This is a genomic window from Candidatus Palibaumannia cicadellinicola, assembly GCF_000754265.1.
Lineage (GTDB): Bacteria > Pseudomonadota > Gammaproteobacteria > Enterobacterales > Enterobacteriaceae > Baumannia > Baumannia cicadellinicola_B.
Genome location: NZ_CP008985.1, coordinates 739,561 through 759,425, shown reverse-complemented (window position 1 = coordinate 759,425; position 19,865 = coordinate 739,561). Strand labels below are relative to the sequence as shown.

18 protein-coding genes are annotated in these 19,865 nt (G+C 36.5%); 11 read left to right on the top strand and 7 right to left on the bottom strand.

From position 1 onward, the window contains the following. Window positions 1-186: 186 nt before the first annotated feature. From guaB to thiD, 3 genes are all read left to right on the top strand, one after another. Window positions 187-1,638, top strand: a complete 1,452-nt coding sequence (gene guaB, locus IM45_RS03740; RefSeq protein ID WP_038499415.1) for an IMP dehydrogenase — start codon at window positions 187-189, stop codon at window positions 1,636-1,638. A gap of 21 nt (window positions 1,639-1,659) precedes the next feature. Further along, window positions 1,660-3,243, top strand: a complete 1,584-nt coding sequence (guaA, locus tag IM45_RS03735) for a glutamine-hydrolyzing GMP synthase (RefSeq protein WP_038499412.1) — start codon at window positions 1,660-1,662, stop codon at window positions 3,241-3,243. Between the two features lie 167 nt (window positions 3,244-3,410). Next, complete coding sequence (gene thiD / locus IM45_RS03590; protein ID WP_038499410.1) at window positions 3,411-4,214, top strand: bifunctional hydroxymethylpyrimidine kinase/phosphomethylpyrimidine kinase; 804 nt, start codon at window positions 3,411-3,413, stop codon at window positions 4,212-4,214. Window positions 4,215-4,260: 46 nt separating this feature from the next. Here thiD and IM45_RS03585 read toward each other — a convergent pair whose 3' ends face one another. Together IM45_RS03585 and ubiH are read right to left on the bottom strand one after the other, a co-directional pair. Then, a complete protein-coding gene (locus IM45_RS03585; RefSeq protein ID WP_038499702.1) occupies window positions 4,261-5,478 on the bottom strand; it encodes an FAD-dependent monooxygenase in 1,218 nt (405 codons plus the stop codon). Window positions 5,479-5,503: 25 nt separating this feature from the next. Beyond that, window positions 5,504-6,670 (bottom strand): 2-octaprenyl-6-methoxyphenyl hydroxylase, encoded by a 1,167-nt coding sequence (ubiH, locus tag IM45_RS03580; RefSeq protein ID WP_038499699.1) that lies wholly within the window; start codon window positions 6,668-6,670, stop codon window positions 5,504-5,506. 417 nt (window positions 6,671-7,087) lie between these two features. On the opposite strand from ubiH, the gene zapA reads away from it, so the two are divergent. Both zapA and IM45_RS03570 read left to right on the top strand, forming a co-directional pair. Continuing rightward, window positions 7,088-7,408: a cell division protein ZapA gene (zapA, locus tag IM45_RS03575; RefSeq protein ID WP_038499407.1), complete on the top strand. Its 321-nt coding sequence runs from the start codon at window positions 7,088-7,090 to the stop codon at window positions 7,406-7,408. 36 nt (window positions 7,409-7,444) lie between these two features. Further along, on the top strand, window positions 7,445-8,041 hold the full coding sequence (locus IM45_RS03570; protein WP_038499403.1) for a 5-formyltetrahydrofolate cyclo-ligase: 597 nt from the start codon (window positions 7,445-7,447) through the stop codon (window positions 8,039-8,041). A 77-nt stretch (window positions 8,042-8,118) separates the two neighbouring features. On the opposite strand, the gene rpiA is transcribed toward IM45_RS03570, so the two are convergent. The 4 genes from rpiA to ispB all read right to left on the bottom strand — a co-directional run bounded on the left by rpiA (window position 8,119) and on the right by ispB (window position 12,572). Further along, entirely contained in the window at window positions 8,119-8,778 is a 660-nt protein-coding gene (gene rpiA / locus IM45_RS03565) for a ribose-5-phosphate isomerase RpiA (RefSeq protein ID WP_038499399.1), read from the bottom strand. Between the two features lie 224 nt (window positions 8,779-9,002). Further along, a complete protein-coding gene (gene fbaA / locus IM45_RS03560) occupies window positions 9,003-10,079 on the bottom strand; it encodes a class II fructose-bisphosphate aldolase (RefSeq protein WP_038499396.1) in 1,077 nt (358 codons plus the stop codon). A 92-nt stretch (window positions 10,080-10,171) separates the two neighbouring features. Beyond that, window positions 10,172-11,368: a phosphoglycerate kinase gene (locus tag IM45_RS03555; RefSeq protein WP_051984625.1), complete on the bottom strand. Its 1,197-nt coding sequence runs from the start codon at window positions 11,366-11,368 to the stop codon at window positions 10,172-10,174. 232 nt (window positions 11,369-11,600) lie between these two features. Beyond that, on the bottom strand, window positions 11,601-12,572 hold the full coding sequence (gene ispB, locus IM45_RS03550) for an octaprenyl diphosphate synthase (RefSeq protein ID WP_038499393.1): 972 nt from the start codon (window positions 12,570-12,572) through the stop codon (window positions 11,601-11,603). A gap of 198 nt (window positions 12,573-12,770) precedes the next feature. Between ispB and rplU the strand changes: the two genes are divergently transcribed. The 3 genes from rplU to cgtA all read left to right on the top strand — a co-directional run bounded on the left by rplU (window position 12,771) and on the right by cgtA (window position 14,546). Next, entirely contained in the window at window positions 12,771-13,082 is a 312-nt protein-coding gene (rplU, locus tag IM45_RS03545; RefSeq protein ID WP_038499390.1) for a 50S ribosomal protein L21, read from the top strand. Between the two features lie 23 nt (window positions 13,083-13,105). After that, a complete protein-coding gene (gene rpmA, locus IM45_RS03540; RefSeq protein ID WP_038499386.1) occupies window positions 13,106-13,381 on the top strand; it encodes a 50S ribosomal protein L27 in 276 nt (91 codons plus the stop codon). 94 nt (window positions 13,382-13,475) lie between these two features. Next, a complete protein-coding gene (gene cgtA / locus IM45_RS03535; protein ID WP_038499694.1) occupies window positions 13,476-14,546 on the top strand; it encodes an Obg family GTPase CgtA in 1,071 nt (356 codons plus the stop codon). An 89-nt stretch (window positions 14,547-14,635) separates the two neighbouring features. Here the strand turns inward: cgtA and dacB are convergent, their stop codons facing one another. Then, the gene (gene dacB / locus IM45_RS03530) at window positions 14,636-16,075 is read right to left on the bottom strand and encodes a serine-type D-Ala-D-Ala carboxypeptidase (RefSeq protein ID WP_038499383.1); all 1,440 of its coding nucleotides are present in this window, start codon (window positions 16,073-16,075) and stop codon (window positions 14,636-14,638) included. A gap of 244 nt (window positions 16,076-16,319) precedes the next feature. On the opposite strand from dacB, the gene greA reads away from it, so the two are divergent. The 3 genes from greA to ftsH all read left to right on the top strand — a co-directional run bounded on the left by greA (window position 16,320) and on the right by ftsH (window position 19,815). Continuing rightward, window positions 16,320-16,796, top strand: coding sequence for a transcription elongation factor GreA (greA, locus tag IM45_RS03525; RefSeq protein WP_038499380.1), 477 nt, complete (start codon window positions 16,320-16,322; stop codon window positions 16,794-16,796). 414 nt (window positions 16,797-17,210) lie between these two features. Then, window positions 17,211-17,840 (top strand): 23S rRNA (uridine(2552)-2'-O)-methyltransferase RlmE, encoded by a 630-nt coding sequence (rlmE, locus tag IM45_RS03520; RefSeq protein ID WP_038499377.1) that lies wholly within the window; start codon window positions 17,211-17,213, stop codon window positions 17,838-17,840. 58 nt (window positions 17,841-17,898) lie between these two features. Then, entirely contained in the window at window positions 17,899-19,815 is a 1,917-nt protein-coding gene (gene ftsH, locus IM45_RS03515) for an ATP-dependent zinc metalloprotease FtsH (protein WP_051984624.1), read from the top strand. Window positions 19,816-19,865: the final 50 nt, after the last annotated feature.

Below are 19,865 nucleotides of genomic sequence, written 5' to 3'. Positions count from 1 at the left end.
GTACGCTATTTGGTGAATACAAATAAACTTTATATTATATACTTAGGTATAAATGAAACATTCAAAAAATAGCTAATATTCATTGACAAATAATTTATTAAACAGTGCTGGAGGCAATAGATAACATTCTGTATAATGCCATGGCAATATGTTATCATTTAACATCTACTTTAGTGAGATATTGCTATGCTACGTATTGCTAAAGAAGCACTGACCTTCGATGATGTTATGCTCCTTCCTGCTTATTCTGCGGTACTACCAAAAACAGTCGATCTTCGTACGCAATTAACTCCCAAAATCAACCTTAATATTCCGATGCTATCCGCAGCTATGGATACCGTTACTGAATCTCGATTAGCCATCGCTTTAGCGCAAGAAGGTGGTATAGGTTTTATTCATAAAAATATGTCGATCGAGTGTCAAGCAGAAGAAGTAAAACGTGTAAAACGTTATGAAAGTGGTGTTGTGATCAACCCACAATGCGTAACTCCCTATACGACACTATTAGAAGTCAAAGCACTTACTGCTCAAAATGGTTTTGCTGGCTACCCAGTAGTAACTGAAGATAAGGAACTAATGGGTATTATCACAGATCGTGATGTACGTTTTATGACCGATCTACACGTACCTGTAGCTGCTGTAATGACTCCGAGAGAACGATTAGTCACGGTTAAAGAAGGCGAGTTACGCGAAGTAGTATTAATGAAAATGCATGAAAAACGAGTGGAAAAAGCATTAGTAGTTGACAGCCAATTTAACTTATTAGGTATGATTACCGTAAAAGACTTTCAGAAAGCAGAAAGAAAACCTAATGCTTGTAAAGATAAGCATGGGCGTCTACATGTTGGTGCAGCAGTAGGTGCTAGTGATAAAAACCGTGTAGAAGCTTTAGTTGCTGTAGGTGTTGACGTTTTACTTGTTGACTCCTCACACGGTCATTCAGAAGGAGTACTACAAGGTATACGCAAAATACGCGTAGAATATCCAGAATTAGAAATTATTGGTGGTAATGTTGCCACAGGTGCTGGTGCGTTAGCACTAATAGAAGCAGGAGTGAGTGCTGTCAAAGTTGGCATAGGTCCTGGCTCAATCTGTACAACTCGCATTATAACCGGAGTAGGTGTACCACAAATAACAGCTATCGCTGATGTTGTAGAAGCCTTAGAAGGTACTCATATACCGGTCATTGCAGACGGTGGTATCCGTTTTTCCGGCGATATTGCCAAAGCTATTGCAGCAGGTGCTACTTGCGTTATGGTTGGTTCGTTGCTAGCTGGTACAGAAGAATCACCAGGAGATATTGAACTTTACCAGGGCCGATCATTTAAATCTTACCGAGGTATGGGTTCAGTAGGAGCGATGTCTCAAGGTGCTTCTTATCGCTATTTCCAAAACTCTAACGATAAATTAGTACCAGAAGGTATCGAAGGACGTGTGGCATATAAAGGACGGTTAACAGAGATTGTTCATCAGCAAATGGGAGGCTTACGTTCCTGTATGGGGCTAACAGGTTGTGCGACTATTGAAGATTTACGTACTAAGGCAGAATTTGTCCGTATCAGCGGTGCTGGGATTAAGGAAAGTCATGTCCATGATGTAGACATCACCAAAGAACCTCCAAATTACCGCATGGGCTGAAATTATAATAATGATTGTATCATGACAGGAAATATCTATACATCCAGAATTTTGATTTTGAATTTTGGTTCTCAATATTCTCAGTTATTAGTCCGACGAGTACGCGAGCTAGGTGTGTATTGTGAACTCAGAGCTTGGGATATAACTGAAATGCAAATCCGTGATTTTGCTCCTCATGGTATTATCCTTTCTGGTGGTCCGGAAAGTACTATAAAGTCTAATAGTCCACGTGCTTCTGAGTATATTTTTCAGGCTGGTGTACCAGTACTAGGTATTTGCTATGGTATGCAAATAATAACGGTACAGCTTGGAGGACAGGTCAATAAAACAACTAACCTACGTGAATTTGGTTATGCTCAGGTAGCTGTGATTACTAATAGCCCGTTGGTACAAAATATTCAGGATGATATTAGTAGTAATGGTCAACCACTATTAGATGTATGGATGAGTCATAACGATAATGTTACATCTATTCCCCATGATTTTATCACTGTTGCTAGTACCAAAACTTGTAAATTTGCTATTGTTGCTAACGAAATAAAACGTTTTTATGGCGTACAATTTCATCCTGAAGTGACTCATACGAAGCAGGGACAACATATAATCAAACGATTTGTACTAGATATTTGCTGTTGTCAAGCATTGTGGACACCAACACAGATAAAAATTAACGCGATAGCTCGTATTCGAGAGCAAGTAGGTGACGAACGAGTGATCTTAGGACTGTCAGGCGGGGTAGATTCATCTGTAACAGCTATGTTGCTGCATTATGCCATAGGAGATCATCTAACCTGCGTTTTTGTTGATAATGGTTTATTGCGTTTTGATGAAGCAAATCAAGTACTAGAAATGTTTAGGAATCACTTTGGTCTTAACATTGTTTATGTACCGTCTGAAAATCGTTTTTTGAGCGCACTAGCAGGAATTAAGGATCCAGAAGTTAAAAGAAAAATTATAGGAAGAGTCTTTATAAAAATTTTCGAAGAGCAGGCACAACGTTTAAAAAGTGATATTCAATGGTTAGCACAAGGCACTATATACCCAGATATCATAGAATCTGCAGTATCTACAACCAGTAAGGCTCATATGATTAAGTCCCATCATAATGTCGGTGGTTTACCTAAAAAGTTAAAAATGAGATTAATAGAACCGCTAAAAGAACTATTTAAAGATGAAGTACGTAAAATAGGTTTAGAACTAGGGCTACCGTATGATATACTTTACCGTCATCCTTTTCCTGGACCGGGGTTAGGTGTTCGAGTCTTAGGAGAAGTTAAAAAAGAATATTGTGATCTACTACGTAGAGCAGATCTAATATTTATAGAAGAATTACACAAAGCTAATCTTTATTATAAAGTTAGTCAGGCTTTTGCAGTTTTTATTCCTATCTCTTCAGTTGGTATTATGGGTGACAGCCGCAAATACCAACCAGTAATTTCGCTTCGTGCAGTAGAAACTATTGACTTTATGACGGCACAATGGGCGCATCTACCTTACGAATTACTAGAAAGTGTTTCTAACCGTATTATAAATGAAATAGATGGTATTTCCCGTGTAGTCTATGATATTTCAGGTAAGCCACCTGCTACTATTGAATGGGAGTAATAAAATTATTATTTTTAATTTTTACTTCTACATATAGCATATAGTATTATATAGAAAATAGTATTTAAGTTTTTGTGTACTAGTTTTGTACTAATAAACAATACTTTTTTATTTAATTTATATGTATCTAAAAGTATTATTAATAATAAGTATGCAAAGCATTTATTATGAAACAGATAAATAATATTTTAAGTATTGCTGGGAGTGATCCAAGCGGTGGAGCAGGTATTCAGGCTGATTTAAAAACCTTTTCAGCACTAGGTACTTATGGTACTTCAGTAATTACATCATTAGTTGCACAAAATACCTATGGTGTGCAAGCACTTTATCCGATTAGTCCAGAATTTGTTACAAAGCAACTTTATTCTGTACTGAGTGACGTACAAATCGATAGTGCTAAGATTGGTTTATTATGCCAGGCAGATATTGTTCGAGTGGTTGCTGCTCAACTTAAACAATATTCTATCCCCTGGTTAGTTTTAGATACCGTTATGGTTGCAAAAAGTGGTGATAAACTACTAGATGAGGATGGAGTGCGTAGTATACGAGATGAACTGTTACCATTAGTGTCTATTATCACGCCTAATCTACCTGAAGCAGCCGTATTATTAGGCTGCCCGCTTGCTCAAGATGAAAATGAAATGTGTCAGCAGGGCAGACAATTACTAACATTAGGCAGTAAAGCAGTAGTAATGAAAGGAGGACATTTAATGGGAATAGAGTGTCCTGATTGGTTAATCACATCTGAGGAAGAGCTACGTTTTACTTGTCCACGTGTAGAAACTAAGAATACTCATGGTACTGGTTGCACATTATCTGCCGCATTGGCAGCACTTCGTCCACGTTATCAAGATTGGCCGCAGACATTAAATGTAGCTAAAGCATGGCTACAAGAAGCATTGTTACATGCTGATCAATTACATGTAGGACAAGGGATAGGACCGGTCCATCATTTTTATCAATGGTGGTAAAGTTATAAATAGTTATGAATTATAAAAAACTCATATGAACATAGTTTTAATCATAATCTATCATTGATAACCAGGCCGGCATATCGTTTAAACCTATTGCCTTATTAAGAAAAATCTGCTTAATACCTGGTATTCTATCTACCAACCGTAAACCTATACCACGTAGTAATTTTATTGACAAATGATTACCGCAGAAGAGCTGACGAAAACACTCGATACCCGTTAACATCTGCGCTGCACTGTACTTACGGTTACGTTCGTAATGCCTCCAATAGGAATAATTGCCGATATCTTTATCAGTTTTATTTAACTGCTGAATTTGACTTATTAGTTCAGCTACATCCATTAAGCCAAGATTTACACCTTGCCCCGCTAGTGGATGAATAGTATGGGCTGCATCACCAACAAGTACTAGGCGATGAGCAGCAAAAGAGCGTGCATAACGAATGCTAATAGCAAATTTGTGGCATTTACCCTGTAATTGACATAAACCCAGCGCTAAATTTAAATTTTTTGCTAAAGCAATATTAAAATTTGCGTCAGATTGAACTAAAAGCTGTTGTGCTAAATCTGAATGTAGAGACCAAACTATAGAATTTAGATACGGATCTATGAGAGGCAAAAATGCTAAAATTCCATTATGATGGAATGCTTGACGAGCTATATTTTCATGCGGCCGTTCGGTACGAACAGTAGCTACTAGAGCATAGTGTTGATAATCCCAAAATGTTATCGGTATATTGACATACTCTCGTAACCAAGAGTTCGCACCATCTGCCGCAACAACTAACCTGGCTGTTAGTCTGCGATCATCATTAAGAGTCATTAATACTTCATGCTCGTACCATGTGATATTTTTTAATGATATTGAAGTGAATAATGTGACATTACTAAGTTGGCTTATACGATGTAAAAGTGCTTTTTGAATTACTGTATTTTCGATAATATGTCCTAGCTGTTGGTACCCTAACTGACAACTATCAAATGATATTTTGACATAGCTACTTTGATTCCATACTTCTATTTTTCGATAAGGATTAGCACCTTGCGTAGTAATTTCATTCCATACCTGTAAATATTGTAGTAAACGTCTACTAGCTGCATTGATGGCAGATACTCTAAGAGTGCTATTATGAACTGATAATAGAGATTGTAATGTTTGGTCCTCAATTACTGCAATTTGCAAATTATTTTGTTGTAAACCACATGCTAGTGCTAAACCTACTATGCCGCCACCATTAATAACAATATCAAATTTTTGTATATCCATAACAAACTCTATTTGACAGCTAACGAGCTACCCATCCTAGTATTTGTCGTACTATTATATCACGAAGTAATGGAATATGAGCAATAGTTAGTAATCCTAGGTTACGTACTATTACTGGTAGTGTATGGTAGTTCGCGAACATATCAGTCATACTAACGGTCTTAGTTTGATCTTGCAGACGACGCTGCTGATAGCGTGCTAATACTGTATAATCACCGATATCATCGCCTTGCACTACTGCATGTACTAAAATTTCTGCTAATGTCATAACATCTCGTAAACCAAGGTTAAAGCCTTGACCCGTAATTGGATGTAAGGTTTGCGCTGCATTTCCTATAAGTGCTAATCTATGAGCAATATGCCGTTCGGCGATACGTAGCTGTAGATGGTAGTACTGGCGTTCTCCGACACTAATTATACGTCCTAAACGCCATCCAAATTGTTTCTGTAATATTCGACAAAATTGTTTATCATTCCAACTAGATATTTCTTGTTGATTTATTGCAGGTAGGCACCATATGAGCGAGCTTTGTCCCTCTGGCATAGGTAAGAGCGCCAAGGATCCTTGAAGAGTAAAGCGTTCAAAAGCATAGCCTCTATGGTGTAACATAGTTCTAATATCTGCTATCACGGCTATTTGCTGATAATCTTTCTTTCTCCAACGGATACCACATAGAATAGCTAGCTGAGAAGATGTTCCGTCTGCTGCAACCATTAGTTCGGCACTAAGTTGCTGACCTGTATCAAGTGTTACTATACTATGAGTATCATTACGATTGATATGCTGTAAGATAGCTGGAGAGTATAACCTTATTCCAGGTTCCTCGCGTAATAAGTTAAATAGTATTTGTCTAGCATCCGATAGCTGTATAACATAGCCTAATGCAGGCAAATGATAGTTTTCTGCAGCAATACCGATTTTACCAAAATAACTACTATTGCTTACTTCTACGTAGGTGATAGCGGTTGCACAAGAGGCTAGTGCTGACCAAATTCCGATGGACTTTAATTCACAAATAGTACCATGCGCAATAGCTATCGAACGTGCACCTAAGCTATGATGAATACATTGATCTGGTATAATCGCTTCTACTAAATTAATAAGAATACGTCTTTGAGTTAATTTAGAAAGTGCTAGTGCAAGCGTTGCACCGGTCATCCCACCACCAATAATATTAACTGTCATCATTTAGCGCACCGTCAATGTTAACGTAGCAAAAATTTTTTTTACTAGTATAGAATGTCATTCTACTTGATCGTTTATGTACAAAGATTATGTCAATAACTTTTGATAAGTACGAATACGATAGCAGTATCTATTTATTATTAAATAAATAGATATTATTACCTATTATATCATTTAGTCTTTTACCAAAACTAATTTTTGTTTATCTCAGTTAAAAGAAATATAAATTTAAAATTTAAATAAAAGATTTTCTTTATATCAAGTGAGTCTATGTTTTATCTTAATAATAGCTTTTGCTAAAAATCACTTATTTATCACTGCTATTTTAAATAAGATCGATTATAGTGACCGTTTTAGTACACTTCCATTAATGTCACAAAGGTAAACTTTTATACGGTCAAAATATAGGAAGCTCAAATGTCCGCACAACCGGTAGAAATCAATATTTTGAACCGTACTTTAAGAGTAAGTTGTCCTATAGAACAACAAGAAGCGCTAAATCAAGCAGCAGGAGATCTAAATAAACGGTTACAAGAACTCAAAGTTAAAACTAAAGTTACCAATACTGAACAACTAGTTTTTATAGCTGCACTCAATGTTTGTCATGAACTAACGCAAGAAAAACTTAAAAGAAGTAATTATAAAACTAAGATAGAAAAACGTATGCTACTATTACAACAAACTATTGAACAAGCATTAATGAAGCAAGAACATATGAAAAAACGTTCTAGTACCTAAGAGAATTAATTTATTATCTGTAGTTTTGTAATCGATATGGATAAACATCTACTGCGACAAATTATTAGAAAAAATATTCGCTTACAACGTCGTACTTTAACGACCGAGCAGCAAAATAAAGCAGCTCATATGGTTGTTATTCGTGCTTTACAAGAGACGCGTATTAGAGAAGCGGATAAGTTAGCGCTTTTCCTTTCTTTTGATGGCGAAATCAATACCAATCCATTGATTGATATTTTATGGAAAAAAGGTAAGCAAGTTTATTTACCGGTACCGCATCCTTTTACTACCGGGCATTTACTATTTTTTCAATATACTCCTACTACATCATTAGTAATTAATAATTTTAATATTTACGAACCTCAACTAGATATTACAACTTTATTATCGTTAGACCAATTAGATATTCTATTTGTTCCACTAGTAGCTTTTGATATCTATGGTCATCGATTAGGGATGGGTGGTGGTTTTTATGATCGTACTTTGCAAAATTGGCGTCAAGACCAATATTTTTTTCCTATAGGTTTAGCGCATGATTGTCAATATCAAAATGAAGCTCTACCAATCAAAAAATGGGATATTTCTTTACCAGAAATTATTACTCCTTCTTGCTATTGGCGCTGGAGTAAATAATATTAGAAGTACTTACAATAAGTTAACTAATGTTACTTAGTTAGATAACTGATATCTCTTGATAATAATCAAGATTGTCAGCTCATTACTTTAATACCCTGTGGGTTGCTAATAAGAGCTATATCTGCTCTACGACGAGCAAAAAGTCCGACGGTGACTACTCCTGGTATATTATTAATAATATTTTCTAATGTAATAGCATCTAAAATATGTAAGTGATGTATATCTAAAATAATATTCCCGTTATCAGTAACAACACCATGACGGTATTTAGGTAAACCACCAGTAAGGTTGATTAATTCTCGTGTAACCCAAGCACGAGCCATAGGTATAACTTCAACTGGTAAAGGAAAGTGTCCTAATATCTGAACCTGTTTGCTAATATCAGCAATACAAATAAATTGACGTGCTACCGCGGCAATAACTTTTTCACGGGTCAGAGCTGCACCGCCACCTTTAATCATTTGCATGTTGCTATTAATTTCATCGGTACCATCAACATATATATCTAGTGAATCAACATCATTGAGGTCAAATAGTAAGATACCTAGACTTTTTAATTTTTCTGTTGAGACTTCAGAACTAGAGACAACACCTTTAATATTATTCCTGATTGTCGCAAGAGCATCGATAAAGTGAGCGATCGTAGAACCAGTACCTACTCCTACGATAGTCCCTAACGGAATATATTTTAGGGCGGCCCAACCCACAGCTTTTTTCAGTTCATCCTGCATCATCGTTGTTATTCTACTTGATATACAAATTAATCAAGCCCTTATGTCAAACAATTGAGCAAAGATGTCAAGTATAGTAATAAACTTGTTATTTTTACTCTACAAAAAATCGACTAATTTAAGATTAGGTTACTAACTGAAATTGATCATCTATATGAATTTATTTGATATGTTTAACAGCTATTAGTACAGAATCACTGTTGTTACTATATATATTTATATTAATACTATAACACATTAATCGCATTAAGTTCTTGAAAAGCTAATTCAAGACGGTTCACCATCGATATCTGTCCGGCACGAATCCAAGTGCGTGGATCATAAAATTTTTTATTGGGTTTATTAATATCATCATGGTTACCTAATTGGCTCTGTAGAAATTTTTGATTCTGATCATAGTACTGCAGAATTCCTTGCCAAGTAGCCCACTGGATATCTGTATCAATATTCATTTTTACTACACCGTAACTTACTGCTTCCTTAATCTCTTCTAGCGTAGAGCCAGAACCACCATGAAATACTAAATTGATAACATTAGTCGGAAGTCCAAATTTTTTAGAAACGTATTTCTGTGAGTTCTCAAGAATTTTAGGTCTCAGCTGTACATTACCTGGTTGATACACACCGTGAACGTTACCGAAAGCAGCTGCGATTGTGAAGCGTGGGCTAATTGCATTTAGTATTTCGTAAGCATAGGCAACATCTTCTGGTTTGGTATACAGCACTGAATGATCTATCAAACGATGATCGACACCATCTTCTTCACCACCAGTACATCCTAATTCTATTTCTAGTGTTATGTTTAACTTATCCATTTTAGCTAAGTATTCAGCACTTATTTTTAGATTATCATCTAATGATTCTTCAGATAGATCAATCATATGTGAGGAAAACAGTGGCTTACCAGTGGTCATAAAATGTTTTTCGTCAGCTATTAGGAGATCATCTAACCATGGCAATAGTTTTTTAGAACAATGATCAGTATGTAGTATGACCGGCACTCCATAATATTCTGCTATATGATGCACGTGTAGGGCTCCGGATATTGCTCCTAGTACTGAAGTAGTCTTGCTTTCCTTTTTAATACCCATACCTGCCATAAAAGCTGCACCGCCATAAGAAAATTGGACAATAATAGGTGCACTTACTTTCATAGCTGCCTCTAATGTTGCATTAATAGAATCTGTACCGATACAGTTAACAGCAGGTAAAGCAAATTTGTTTTCTTTTGCGATAGCGAATACTATTTGAATATCATCACCAGTAATCACTCCTGGTTTTACAAAATCTAAAATTTTAGACATATAATTTGGTCCTACTTTTGTAAAATCAAGTGAAAGATAAAATATATGAGTATTACTATCTCAGTATTATTTGATTAACAAATGTAGTAAAGCTAGATTTTTGCATCGTTTTTTCCTACGTATTCTAAATGTTTTGCACGTTCTTCAAGCATTACGACTACAGGAAGTGTTTTTCCCCCGATAAACTCGAGAAAAGCACCACCACCTGTAGAAATATAAGATATATTATGAGCAATCTTAAAAAGATTAATTGCTGCTAGTGTATCGCCACCACCAGCTATAGAAAACGCATTACTTTCAGCGATAGCACGAGCCAATATCTCAGTACTTTTACGAAAATTAGTAAATTCAAAAACTCCAACTGGGCCATTCCACAAAATAGTTTTAGCATTTTTTAACATGTTTGCTAAACTAGCTGCAGATTCATCACCCAAATCAAGAATATATTCATATGGCTGAATATTTTTGATAGACTTTAAGGTTGCTATAGCTGTTTCACAAAATTTAGTAGCTACGCGTACATCAGTAGGAATATAAATTTTATTACTGTTTAGTAATTGTTTTGCTTCTGTAAGTAAATTAGTTTCAAATAACGATAAACCAATATTATAACCTAGTGCCGCAAAAAAAGTGTTTGCGATACCTCCACCAATGATAATTTGATCTGATATTTTTGAAAGTTCATTAAGTATCGTTAGTTTTGTCGATATTTTAGAACCACCAATGATAGCAACCATTGGACGTTCTGGATTTTGTAGTACTGTACTTAATGTTTTTAATTCATCAAATAATAGTGGGCCAGCACAGGTAATCGGCGCAAATTTTCCTACTCCATAAGTAGAAGCATGAGCTCTATGAGCAGTGCCAAAAGCATCCATCACAAAAATATCACATAATGCCGCATATCTTTTTGCTAAATTATCATCATTTATTTTTTCACCTTTATTAAAACGTACATTTTCTAATACTACTAGTTCTCCTACAGAAATTTCTACACCATTGAGATAATCTTTAACAAGCCTAATAGGAGCAGAAATTTTCTTTTTTAAATAATTTACTATTGGCTGTAATGATAATTCAGCGTTGTATTGACCTTCTATAGGTCGGCCAAGATGAGAAGTAACCATTACACTTGCGCCTTGTTTCAGAGCTGTTTTGATAGTTGGTAAAGACGCATATATACGAGCATGTGAAGTAATTTCACCTTTGTGAATTGGTACATTAAGATCAGAGCGAATTAAAACACGTTTACCCATTAAATTTAAATCTATCATCTGAATGATTGCCATAATTCACCTTCTTATATTTGAGCTCGTAAACTGACCTCAAGTCAGTACTGAATATTTTTTAGCTATCTTAGTTTTAATAAGATTAACTACTATAGATTCAGTTATTATCGAGTCTTTCTACCAAAGCTGTAGTAAGTATTTAATCAACACAATCATCTTTCACTTTCTATTAAGTGCTATAATCATGAGACATGTTTGATATAAATAAATTTATTTCAATTTATAGAAGCTATTAAAAGCTACGTTGTACTATTAAGTGTGCCAAATTTTCTAAAGCATCACGATAAGGAGAAGGGGATAAACAAGTAAGACAAGTGATGGCTTTATCTGCCTCTTCTTCAGCACATTTACGTGTATATTCTAATGAACCACATTGATGCATGGTTTCTAATATCATTTCCATAAAATTACGACCATTACCTTGTACAATTACTTGACGAATAAGTGATGTCTGTACAGGAGTACCATTATGCATAGCATGTAGTAAAGGTAGGGTAGATTTTCCTTCGTTTAGATCATCTCCAGTATTTTTTCCTATCCGATTACCATTAGCACCATAATCTAGTAAATCATCAATTAGTTGGAAAGCAGTACCTAAATAGCGGCCGTAATCACGTAACGCCACTTCTTGATATGGAAGTGCACCTGCCAAAATCGCAGACGATTGAGAAGCTACTTCAAATAATTTTGCAGTTTTATTATATATAATTTGCATATAATTTTCGATAGTAATGTCTGGATCGTGACAATTCATTAATTGTAGTACTTCGCCTTCTACAATAATGTTTACTGCTTCAGACATTAATTTCAGTACTCGTAGTGATTCGAGTGCTATGATCATCTGAAAAGCACGTGTGTAAATAAAGTCACCGACTAATACACTTGCTGCATTACCAAATGTAGCATTAGCGCTTGCTTTACCACGACGCATATTAGATTCATCTACGACATCATCGTGAAGTAATGTAGCTGTATGAATAAATTCGATTAGTGCCGCAACAGTTACATGCTGTTTAATATCATAGTTTAATGCCCGAGCTATTAGTACAACGATCATTGGACGAATGCGCTTACCTCTCCCGCTGATAATATAGTGTCCTAGTTTATTTATCAAAACGATATCAGAATTAAGTTGTTCATAAATCATCGTATCAACATTTGCCATATCGGATGCTATTATTTCGAGAATTTGTTTGATATTCATTATATTTTCACTATTTTAGTGTGACGTTATATGTAATGCAGCACATAACACATAAAATTAAATGGCAAAAATGTTTTTGCTGATTGTACTTAAAAAAATCAGAAGTAAAAACCTGATAAAAACTTGTTTTGAATCAAATTTTCACGTATCATATTATTATTGTTGTGAACAGAAAAAGCGGACTAAAAGGAGTTTTTTATGTACGCAATTTTTCAAAATGGTGGTAAACAGTACCGAGTAAGAGAAGGTCAAACTGTCCGCCTTGAAAAGCTGAACATAGCAACTGATAGTACTATCGAATTTAACGAAGTTATGATGATAACTACTAGCGATAATATTCATATCGGTAATCCTCTAATTAATCATGGCAAAATTACTGCAAGAGTAATTGCTCACGGTAGGGGTAAAAAATTAAACATTATCAAGTTTCGTCGTCGTAAACACTCTCGTAAGCACCATGGTCATCGTCAGTGGTTTACCGAAGTTGAAGTCACTAGTATTAAAGTTTAATTTAATAAATTTAAAGTATACTTATGGCACATAAAAAAGCTGGTGGCTCTACACGCAATGGTCGTGACTCAGAAAGTAAGCGACTAGGCGTTAAATTTTTTGGTGATGAAATAGTAAAAGCAGGTAGTATTATTATACGTCAGCGAGGAACTAAATTTCATCCAGGAACGAACGTAGGCTGTGGTAAAGATTATACTATCTTTGCTCTAACTGAGGGTAAAGTACAGTTTAAAGTTAAGAATAATCGTCTGAAACATAAAAAACGTCACGTTGTTAACGTTATTAACGAAATTAAGTAATTACTAATAAAATAAACAATAAATAATTTTTATTATTATTCTTTATAGTACCTAATATCAGCGACTATCATCAAACTTTTTAAAAAGAGGATTAATGAAATTTATTGATGAAGCAGCTATTTTAGTAGCTGCCGGCGACGGCGGCAGTGGTTGCGTTAGTTTTCGCCGCGAAAAGTGCCTTCCATTTGGTGGGGCAGATGGCGGTAACGGTGGTGATGGCGGTAACGTGTGGCTACAAGCTGATGAAAATATTAATAGCCTTATTGATTATCGTTTTACACATAATTTTCATGCGGAAAATGGTAAAAACGGTCAAGGCAGTAATTGCACTGGTAAACGCGGTAAAGATATTATTATTAAAGTACCAGTAGGTACTAGAGTTTTTGATAAAAGTACTAATGAAATTATAGATGATATGATTGTTAATAAACAACGTTTATTAGTTGCAAAAGGTGGTTTGCATGGCTTAGGTAATACTAATTTTCAATCTTCGATCAACCGTACACCACGTAAAAAAACTATTGGTATTAAAGGCGAGATACGTCAGCTTCAGCTAGAACTCATGTTGTTAGCTGATGTTGGTTTGCTAGGCTTACCTAATGCTGGTAAATCTACATTTATTCGAGCGGTATCAGCTGCAAAACCCAAGGTAGCGGATTATCCTTTTACAACTCTAGTACCTAATCTTGGTGTCGTACAAATGAAACCTAAACAGAGTTTTGTTGTAGCGGATGTTCCAGGATTAATTAAGGGTGCCGCTTCTGGCGCTGGTCTAGGAATTAGATTTTTAAAACATTTAGAACGTTGCCGGATCCTTTTGCACATTATTGATTTAGCCCCAGTAGATCAATCAGATCCATTAGAAAATGCTCATCTTGTTATTCAAGAGTTAAAGAACTATAGCGAAACGCTAGCAGCTAAACCACGATGGTTAGTATTTAATAAAATAGACCTTTTAGGTAAAACTAAAGCTATGGCTCATGCTAAAGCTATTATAAATACAATTAACGAACCCAAAACAAATAGCTACTATTTAATCTCTGCCGTAAATCGCAACGGCATCAAGGCGTTATGTTGGGATATAATGTTATTTATGAATGAGCACAAAAAACATCAGTACGCCGCACAAAAAATACCAGATAATATAAAGTTAATATGGGAATAAATTTGATCATATAAAACTATCTTTTGTAGATTTTACTATAGCATATATATTATCCTTCATAAATTTTGTCTTTGAATTCCGAGTAACTTTTAGTTATGAAGATAAATAGTTTTATATAGCCAGTATTCAAAACGAACTAACGGTATTTTATATGCATACGAATCTTCCGGTGAATGCAAAACTGTATATCCAGAAAGATACTGGACAAACGCTATACGCTGACCACTAGAGACCGTCATAAAACCAGCTAAATTATAGACACCTTGTAATGAGCCAGTTTTTGCTGAAAGTTTACCGTCTAATCCTGCTTTATGCAGGCCAGTACGAAACATCAGCGTACCGTCATAACCAGCTAATGGTAGCATAGAGATGAAATTGAGTACCTGATCATGCTGACCGATATATTGTAGGACACGCATCATAGTTGCAGGCGAGATGAGATCATAGCGTGATAGACCAGATCCATCAACTTGAATAGTGTTACCTAAGTTAATATTAGCATATTCGTGTAGAATTTGGCGTACTGCGTCAGAACCAGCACGCCAGGTGCCCGGTACTTTGAAGCGTTCATGGCCGATGGTACGAAAAATAGTATCGGCAATCATATTATCTGATGTTTTGAGCATAACATGTAATAAATCATGTAATGGCGCAGAAGTAGATTCCGCTAAAACCTGACGTGATGTAACTGTAGTAGGATAATTTTGTCGTATAATCGTACCATTCAGCTTTATATCTGCCTGCTTTAGTGCTTCTTTTATAATGGCACCGACATAGCTAGCGCCATCCTGTACTGCAAATGTAAGTGATAGAGGTTCAGAGCGTTGAGTAATACAACCTGTTAAGGTAAAACGATTTAGTTCGCCTGATATTATATCTAGCTCACAGTAATCTCGAGATCTACGCGCAAGAGTACGTACCTGACTGAACATATGTATAGGATAGTAAGAAGAGAGATGAATAAAAGCTATTTCACCTACAGTCTGCCCGCTATAAAGAGAAAGAGAAAAGCAGTTACGATCAATGATCGCAGCACCTGGAGGTGAACTAAAGCATCGGGTCAAATTATTCCATGGCCAACCAGGTGCTTTATCATAACTAGCGAATACTGACGTATCGATAATTAAGTTACCAGTAATCTGTCTTATACGCTGCTTACGTAGTGTTGTCACCATTGTATGCAGTCGTTGACGAGAAAATGTTGGATCACCGCCAAAATGTGCGATCAGATCACTGTGCAATACTCCCTCTACAGCAGGTAATACTGCTTCAAAACTAGTATGAAAACGATAGGTTGGTCCTAGTTGTAGTAGTGCTGCTAGTGCTGTCAATAGCTTAATCGTACTAGCAGGTAGCGCTAGCTGCTGACTGTGATAATCGATAATCGGCTGCGGCGCTCCTACTTTTTGTACCATTAACGCTAGGTTAACACCTTCTGGTAAATATGCGGTGTAGTTTTCAACCGCTACTGCTTGTGCGGATAGTATTAAAACACTAGTCCAGCATCTTATTAATTTTGAAACAAACATAATATTGAGTCAAAAAAAAATCACTAACTCTAATAGTACATACTACGGTGCGAATATGGAGAAAGTAAACGATGACCGATACTAAACTCTGCGGTAAAATGCTTCTCAAATCATCATTTAAAAATTAGATTAGGTTGGGAAGCAGTTCATAGTAGGGCTAACGAAGCTAAAGTAGCATTAGCATTACACTTTTAGATAGCTACTACTTTCGCAATGTAGTATCAATTAACGTAAAGGTATAATTATGAATCAAACTCCCATGACTCTACGCGGCGCTGAAAAACTACGGGAAGAACTAAGTTACTTAAAAAGTGTACGTCGCCCTGAAATTATCCGGGATATTGTGGAAGCTCGTGAATACGGAGATCTAAAAGAAAACTCTGAATACCATGCTGCACGCGAGCAGCAAGGTTTTTGCGAAGGTAGGATTCAGGAAATTGAAGCTAAACTTTCTAATGCACAGATTATTGATGTAACTAAAATATCTCCTAGTTCTCGCGTAATTTTTGGCGCTACGGTAAGTGTTGATAATCTTAATATCCAAGAACAACAAACTTATCGCATAGTTGGTGACGATGAAGCAGATTTTAAACAGAATCTAATTTCTATAAATTCACCCATTGCTCGTGGACTCGTAGGTAAGGAAGAGGGAGATATTGTTGTGATTCAAACGCCTGGAGGAGAAGTCAAGTATCATATATTAAAAGTTAAGTATATATAATTTTTTATTAAAAATGTTATACTCTTTGCTGATATACTAAATAAAGTATATTTAGTTATAATAGATAGTGTCTTGGTTAGTTTGCAATCAGCTGTTCACTAATCAGATTAAAACTTTCCAGTACCGATTCAATTTTAGCGAAAAATATTCAATCATAGTTGTTGTTATTCGTTGATTATAATTACCATTTGATTTGCCACGTATGGCCAGGTTTTTAGGTTAGGTGATGCTGTTGTTGATTTTGCTTTGGATTCATTTATCTTTTTTGCTTCGTTTGGGATTGAAAACGAAGCCCTCTACCGTCATGTCATACACATCAGATTGCTTTGAACAGCGATATGTTAGACGTATGAGTGGCAAAATCTCTTCACCGTTTACTGACGGTATTCTATTCAAATCATTTCAAAAATTAATATGATTTCCCAAAAACGTTCAGCTAGCTCCCACTGCTGGCTGCAAGAACACTTTAAAGATAAATACGTGATACAAGCACAAAAAAAGGGACTACGTTCTCGTGCTTGGTTTAAACTTGATGAAATACAAAAAAAATATAAGCTGTTTCAGCCTTGCATGACAGTAATAGATCTTGGTGCGGCACCTGGAGGTTGGTCGCAATATGCTGCGACGCAAATAGGCAGAAAAGGACGTGTGATTGCCTGTGATCTCCTCTCTATGTCTCCGTTATTAGGCGTAGAGTTTTTGCAGGGGGATTTTTGTGATCCGGAAGTATTACGAATACTACTGAAATTAGTAGGACAAACAAAAGTTCAGGTTATTTTATCAGATATGGCCCCTAATATGAGTGGGATCCCAATGATAGATATTCCAAAATCTATGTCTTTAGTAGAACATGCATTAAAAATATGTCGAGATATTTTAATTCCAGGTGGTAGTTTTATAGTTAAAGTATTTCAGGGAGATGGGTTTGATGAGTCTTTACGGAACATACGCTTCTTATTTACGAAAGTCAAAATTATTAAACCAGATGCTTCGCTGTCTCGTTCCAGCGAAGTATACCTTCTAGCGAAGGGGCGTAAAATATAATACCCTATTATGCAAATAGTTCATGTTGTTTTAATATGAGGTTAATCTCTTGAGTGATATGGCGAAGAACCTAATTCTTTGGTTAATCATCGCAATAGTGCTGATGTCGTTATTCCAGAGCTTCGGGCCCAGCGAATCAAATGGACGTAAAGTAGATTACTCCACCTTTATATCCGAATTAAATCAAGACCAAATTAGGGAAGCACGTATTAATGGTCGTGAGATTACCGTTACCAAAAAAGATAATCACCATTATACTACTTTTATTCCAATCAATGACCCGAAACTGCTAGATATTCTTTTAACAAAAAATGTGAAAGTAGTTGGTGAACCACCGGAAGAACCGAGTCTGCTAGCGTCAATCTTTATATCCTGGTTCCCGATGTTGTTGCTAATTGGCGTTTGGGTCTTTTTTATGCGGCAAATGCAAGGAGGCGGTAAGGGGGCAATTTCTTTCGGTAAAAGTAAAGCACGTATGCTAACAGAAGATCAAATTAAAACTACTTTTGCTGACGTTGCTGGTTGCGATGAAGCTAAAGAAGAAGTCAGCGAGCTGGTAGATTATCTACGAGAACCGAGTCGTTTTCAAAAACTAGGTGGTAAAATTCCAAAAGGTGTTTTAATGGTTGGGCCACCCGGTACTGGTAAAACCTTACTAGCTAAAGCGATCGCTGGAGAGGCAAAAGTGCCATTCTTTACGATCTCTGGTTCTGATTTTGTAGAAATGTTTGTAGGTGTAGGCGCCTCGCGTGTGCGGGATATGTTTGAACAGGCTAAAAAAGCAGCACCATGCATTATATTTATAGATGAAATAGACGCTGTCGGTCGGCAGCGTGGAGCAGGCCTGGGCGGCGGTCACGATGAACGCGAACAAACCTTGAACCAAATGCTGGTTGAAATGGACGGTTTTGAAGGTAATGAAGGCATTATTATTATCGCGGCTACCAATCGCCCGGACGTGTTAGACCCAGCGTTGCTACGACCAGGACGTTTTGATCGGCAGGTAGTTGTTGGTTTACCGGATGTGCGTGGGCGTGAACAGATTCTTAAAGTACATATGCGCCGCGTTCCACTAGCAGCAGATATGGACGCTTCAGTTATTGCTCGTGGTACACCAGGCTTCTCCGGAGCAGATTTAGCTAATTTAGTAAACGAAGCAGCACTTTTTGCGGCACGCTGTAGCAAACATGTTGTCTCAATGATCGAGTTTGAAAAAGCCAAAGATAAAATTATGATGGGTGCCGAACGTCGTTCCATGGTTATGACCGAAGCACAGAAAGAGTCGACAGCCTATCACGAAGCAGGTCATGCGATTATTGGTCGTCTGGTGCCAGACCATGATCCGGTGCATAAAGTAACTATTATCCCGCGTGGTCGTGCTCTCGGAGTGACTTTCTTCTTACCTGAAGGAGATACGATTAGCTCTAGCCGTCAAAAGCTGGAAAGCCAAATTTCTACCCTATATGGTGGACGCTTGGCAGAAGAAATAATTTATGGTTCAGCTAGAGTTTCTACCGGAGCATCCAACGATATAAAAGTAGCCACTTCTATTGCTCGTAATATGGTGACTCAGTGGGGATTCTCAGATAAATTAGGCCCACTTTTATACGCAGAAGAGGAGGGTGAGGTGTTTCTCGGTCGTTCCGTCGCTAAAGCTAAACATATGTCAGACGAAACTGCACGTATCATTGACCAAGAAGTGAAATTGCTAATTGAGCGTAATTACCTGCGCGCACGCATGTTATTGATAGAAAATATGGATATCTTACAGGCTATGAAAGATGCGCTCATGAAATATGAAACTATTGATGCCCCACAGATCGATGATCTAATGACACGCCAATCTTCTATACGACCACCGGCAGGATGGGATGATCATTTAGATAGAAGTAGCAGTAGTAGCCATGACATGAATATGGGAGAGAAGAGTCCGGTACCGAATCAAGATAATACTATGTTATGTCAAAGCAATTAGATTAGGCAATAAATAATTCAGCATCATAAGGTATTTTTAGTGCCGATAAA

Coding starts and splice junctions, on each gene's coding strand:
- rpmA (WP_038499386.1), top strand. CDS start 13,106: ATGGCACATAAAAAAGCTGGTGGCTCTACACGCAATGGTCGTGACTCA.
- rplU (WP_038499390.1), top strand. CDS start 12,771: ATGTACGCAATTTTTCAAAATGGTGGTAAACAGTACCGAGTAAGAGAA.
- guaB (WP_038499415.1), top strand. CDS start 187: ATGCTACGTATTGCTAAAGAAGCACTGACCTTCGATGATGTTATGCTC.
- cgtA (WP_038499694.1), top strand. CDS start 13,476: ATGAAATTTATTGATGAAGCAGCTATTTTAGTAGCTGCCGGCGACGGC.
- greA (WP_038499380.1), top strand. CDS start 16,320: ATGAATCAAACTCCCATGACTCTACGCGGCGCTGAAAAACTACGGGAA.
- ftsH (WP_051984624.1), top strand. CDS start 17,899: ATGGCGAAGAACCTAATTCTTTGGTTAATCATCGCAATAGTGCTGATG.
- IM45_RS03555 (WP_051984625.1), bottom strand. CDS start 11,368: ATGGCAATCATTCAGATGATAGATTTAAATTTAATGGGTAAACGTGTT.
- rpiA (WP_038499399.1), bottom strand. CDS start 8,778: ATGATGCAGGATGAACTGAAAAAAGCTGTGGGTTGGGCCGCCCTAAAA.
- zapA (WP_038499407.1), top strand. CDS start 7,088: ATGTCCGCACAACCGGTAGAAATCAATATTTTGAACCGTACTTTAAGA.
- guaA (WP_038499412.1), top strand. CDS start 1,660: ATGACAGGAAATATCTATACATCCAGAATTTTGATTTTGAATTTTGGT.
- dacB (WP_038499383.1), bottom strand. CDS start 16,075: ATGTTTGTTTCAAAATTAATAAGATGCTGGACTAGTGTTTTAATACTA.
- rlmE (WP_038499377.1), top strand. CDS start 17,211: ATGATTTCCCAAAAACGTTCAGCTAGCTCCCACTGCTGGCTGCAAGAA.
- fbaA (WP_038499396.1), bottom strand. CDS start 10,079: ATGTCTAAAATTTTAGATTTTGTAAAACCAGGAGTGATTACTGGTGAT.
- IM45_RS03570 (WP_038499403.1), top strand. CDS start 7,445: ATGGATAAACATCTACTGCGACAAATTATTAGAAAAAATATTCGCTTA.
- thiD (WP_038499410.1), top strand. CDS start 3,411: ATGAAACAGATAAATAATATTTTAAGTATTGCTGGGAGTGATCCAAGC.
- ubiH (WP_038499699.1), bottom strand. CDS start 6,670: ATGACAGTTAATATTATTGGTGGTGGGATGACCGGTGCAACGCTTGCA.
- ispB (WP_038499393.1), bottom strand. CDS start 12,572: ATGAATATCAAACAAATTCTCGAAATAATAGCATCCGATATGGCAAAT.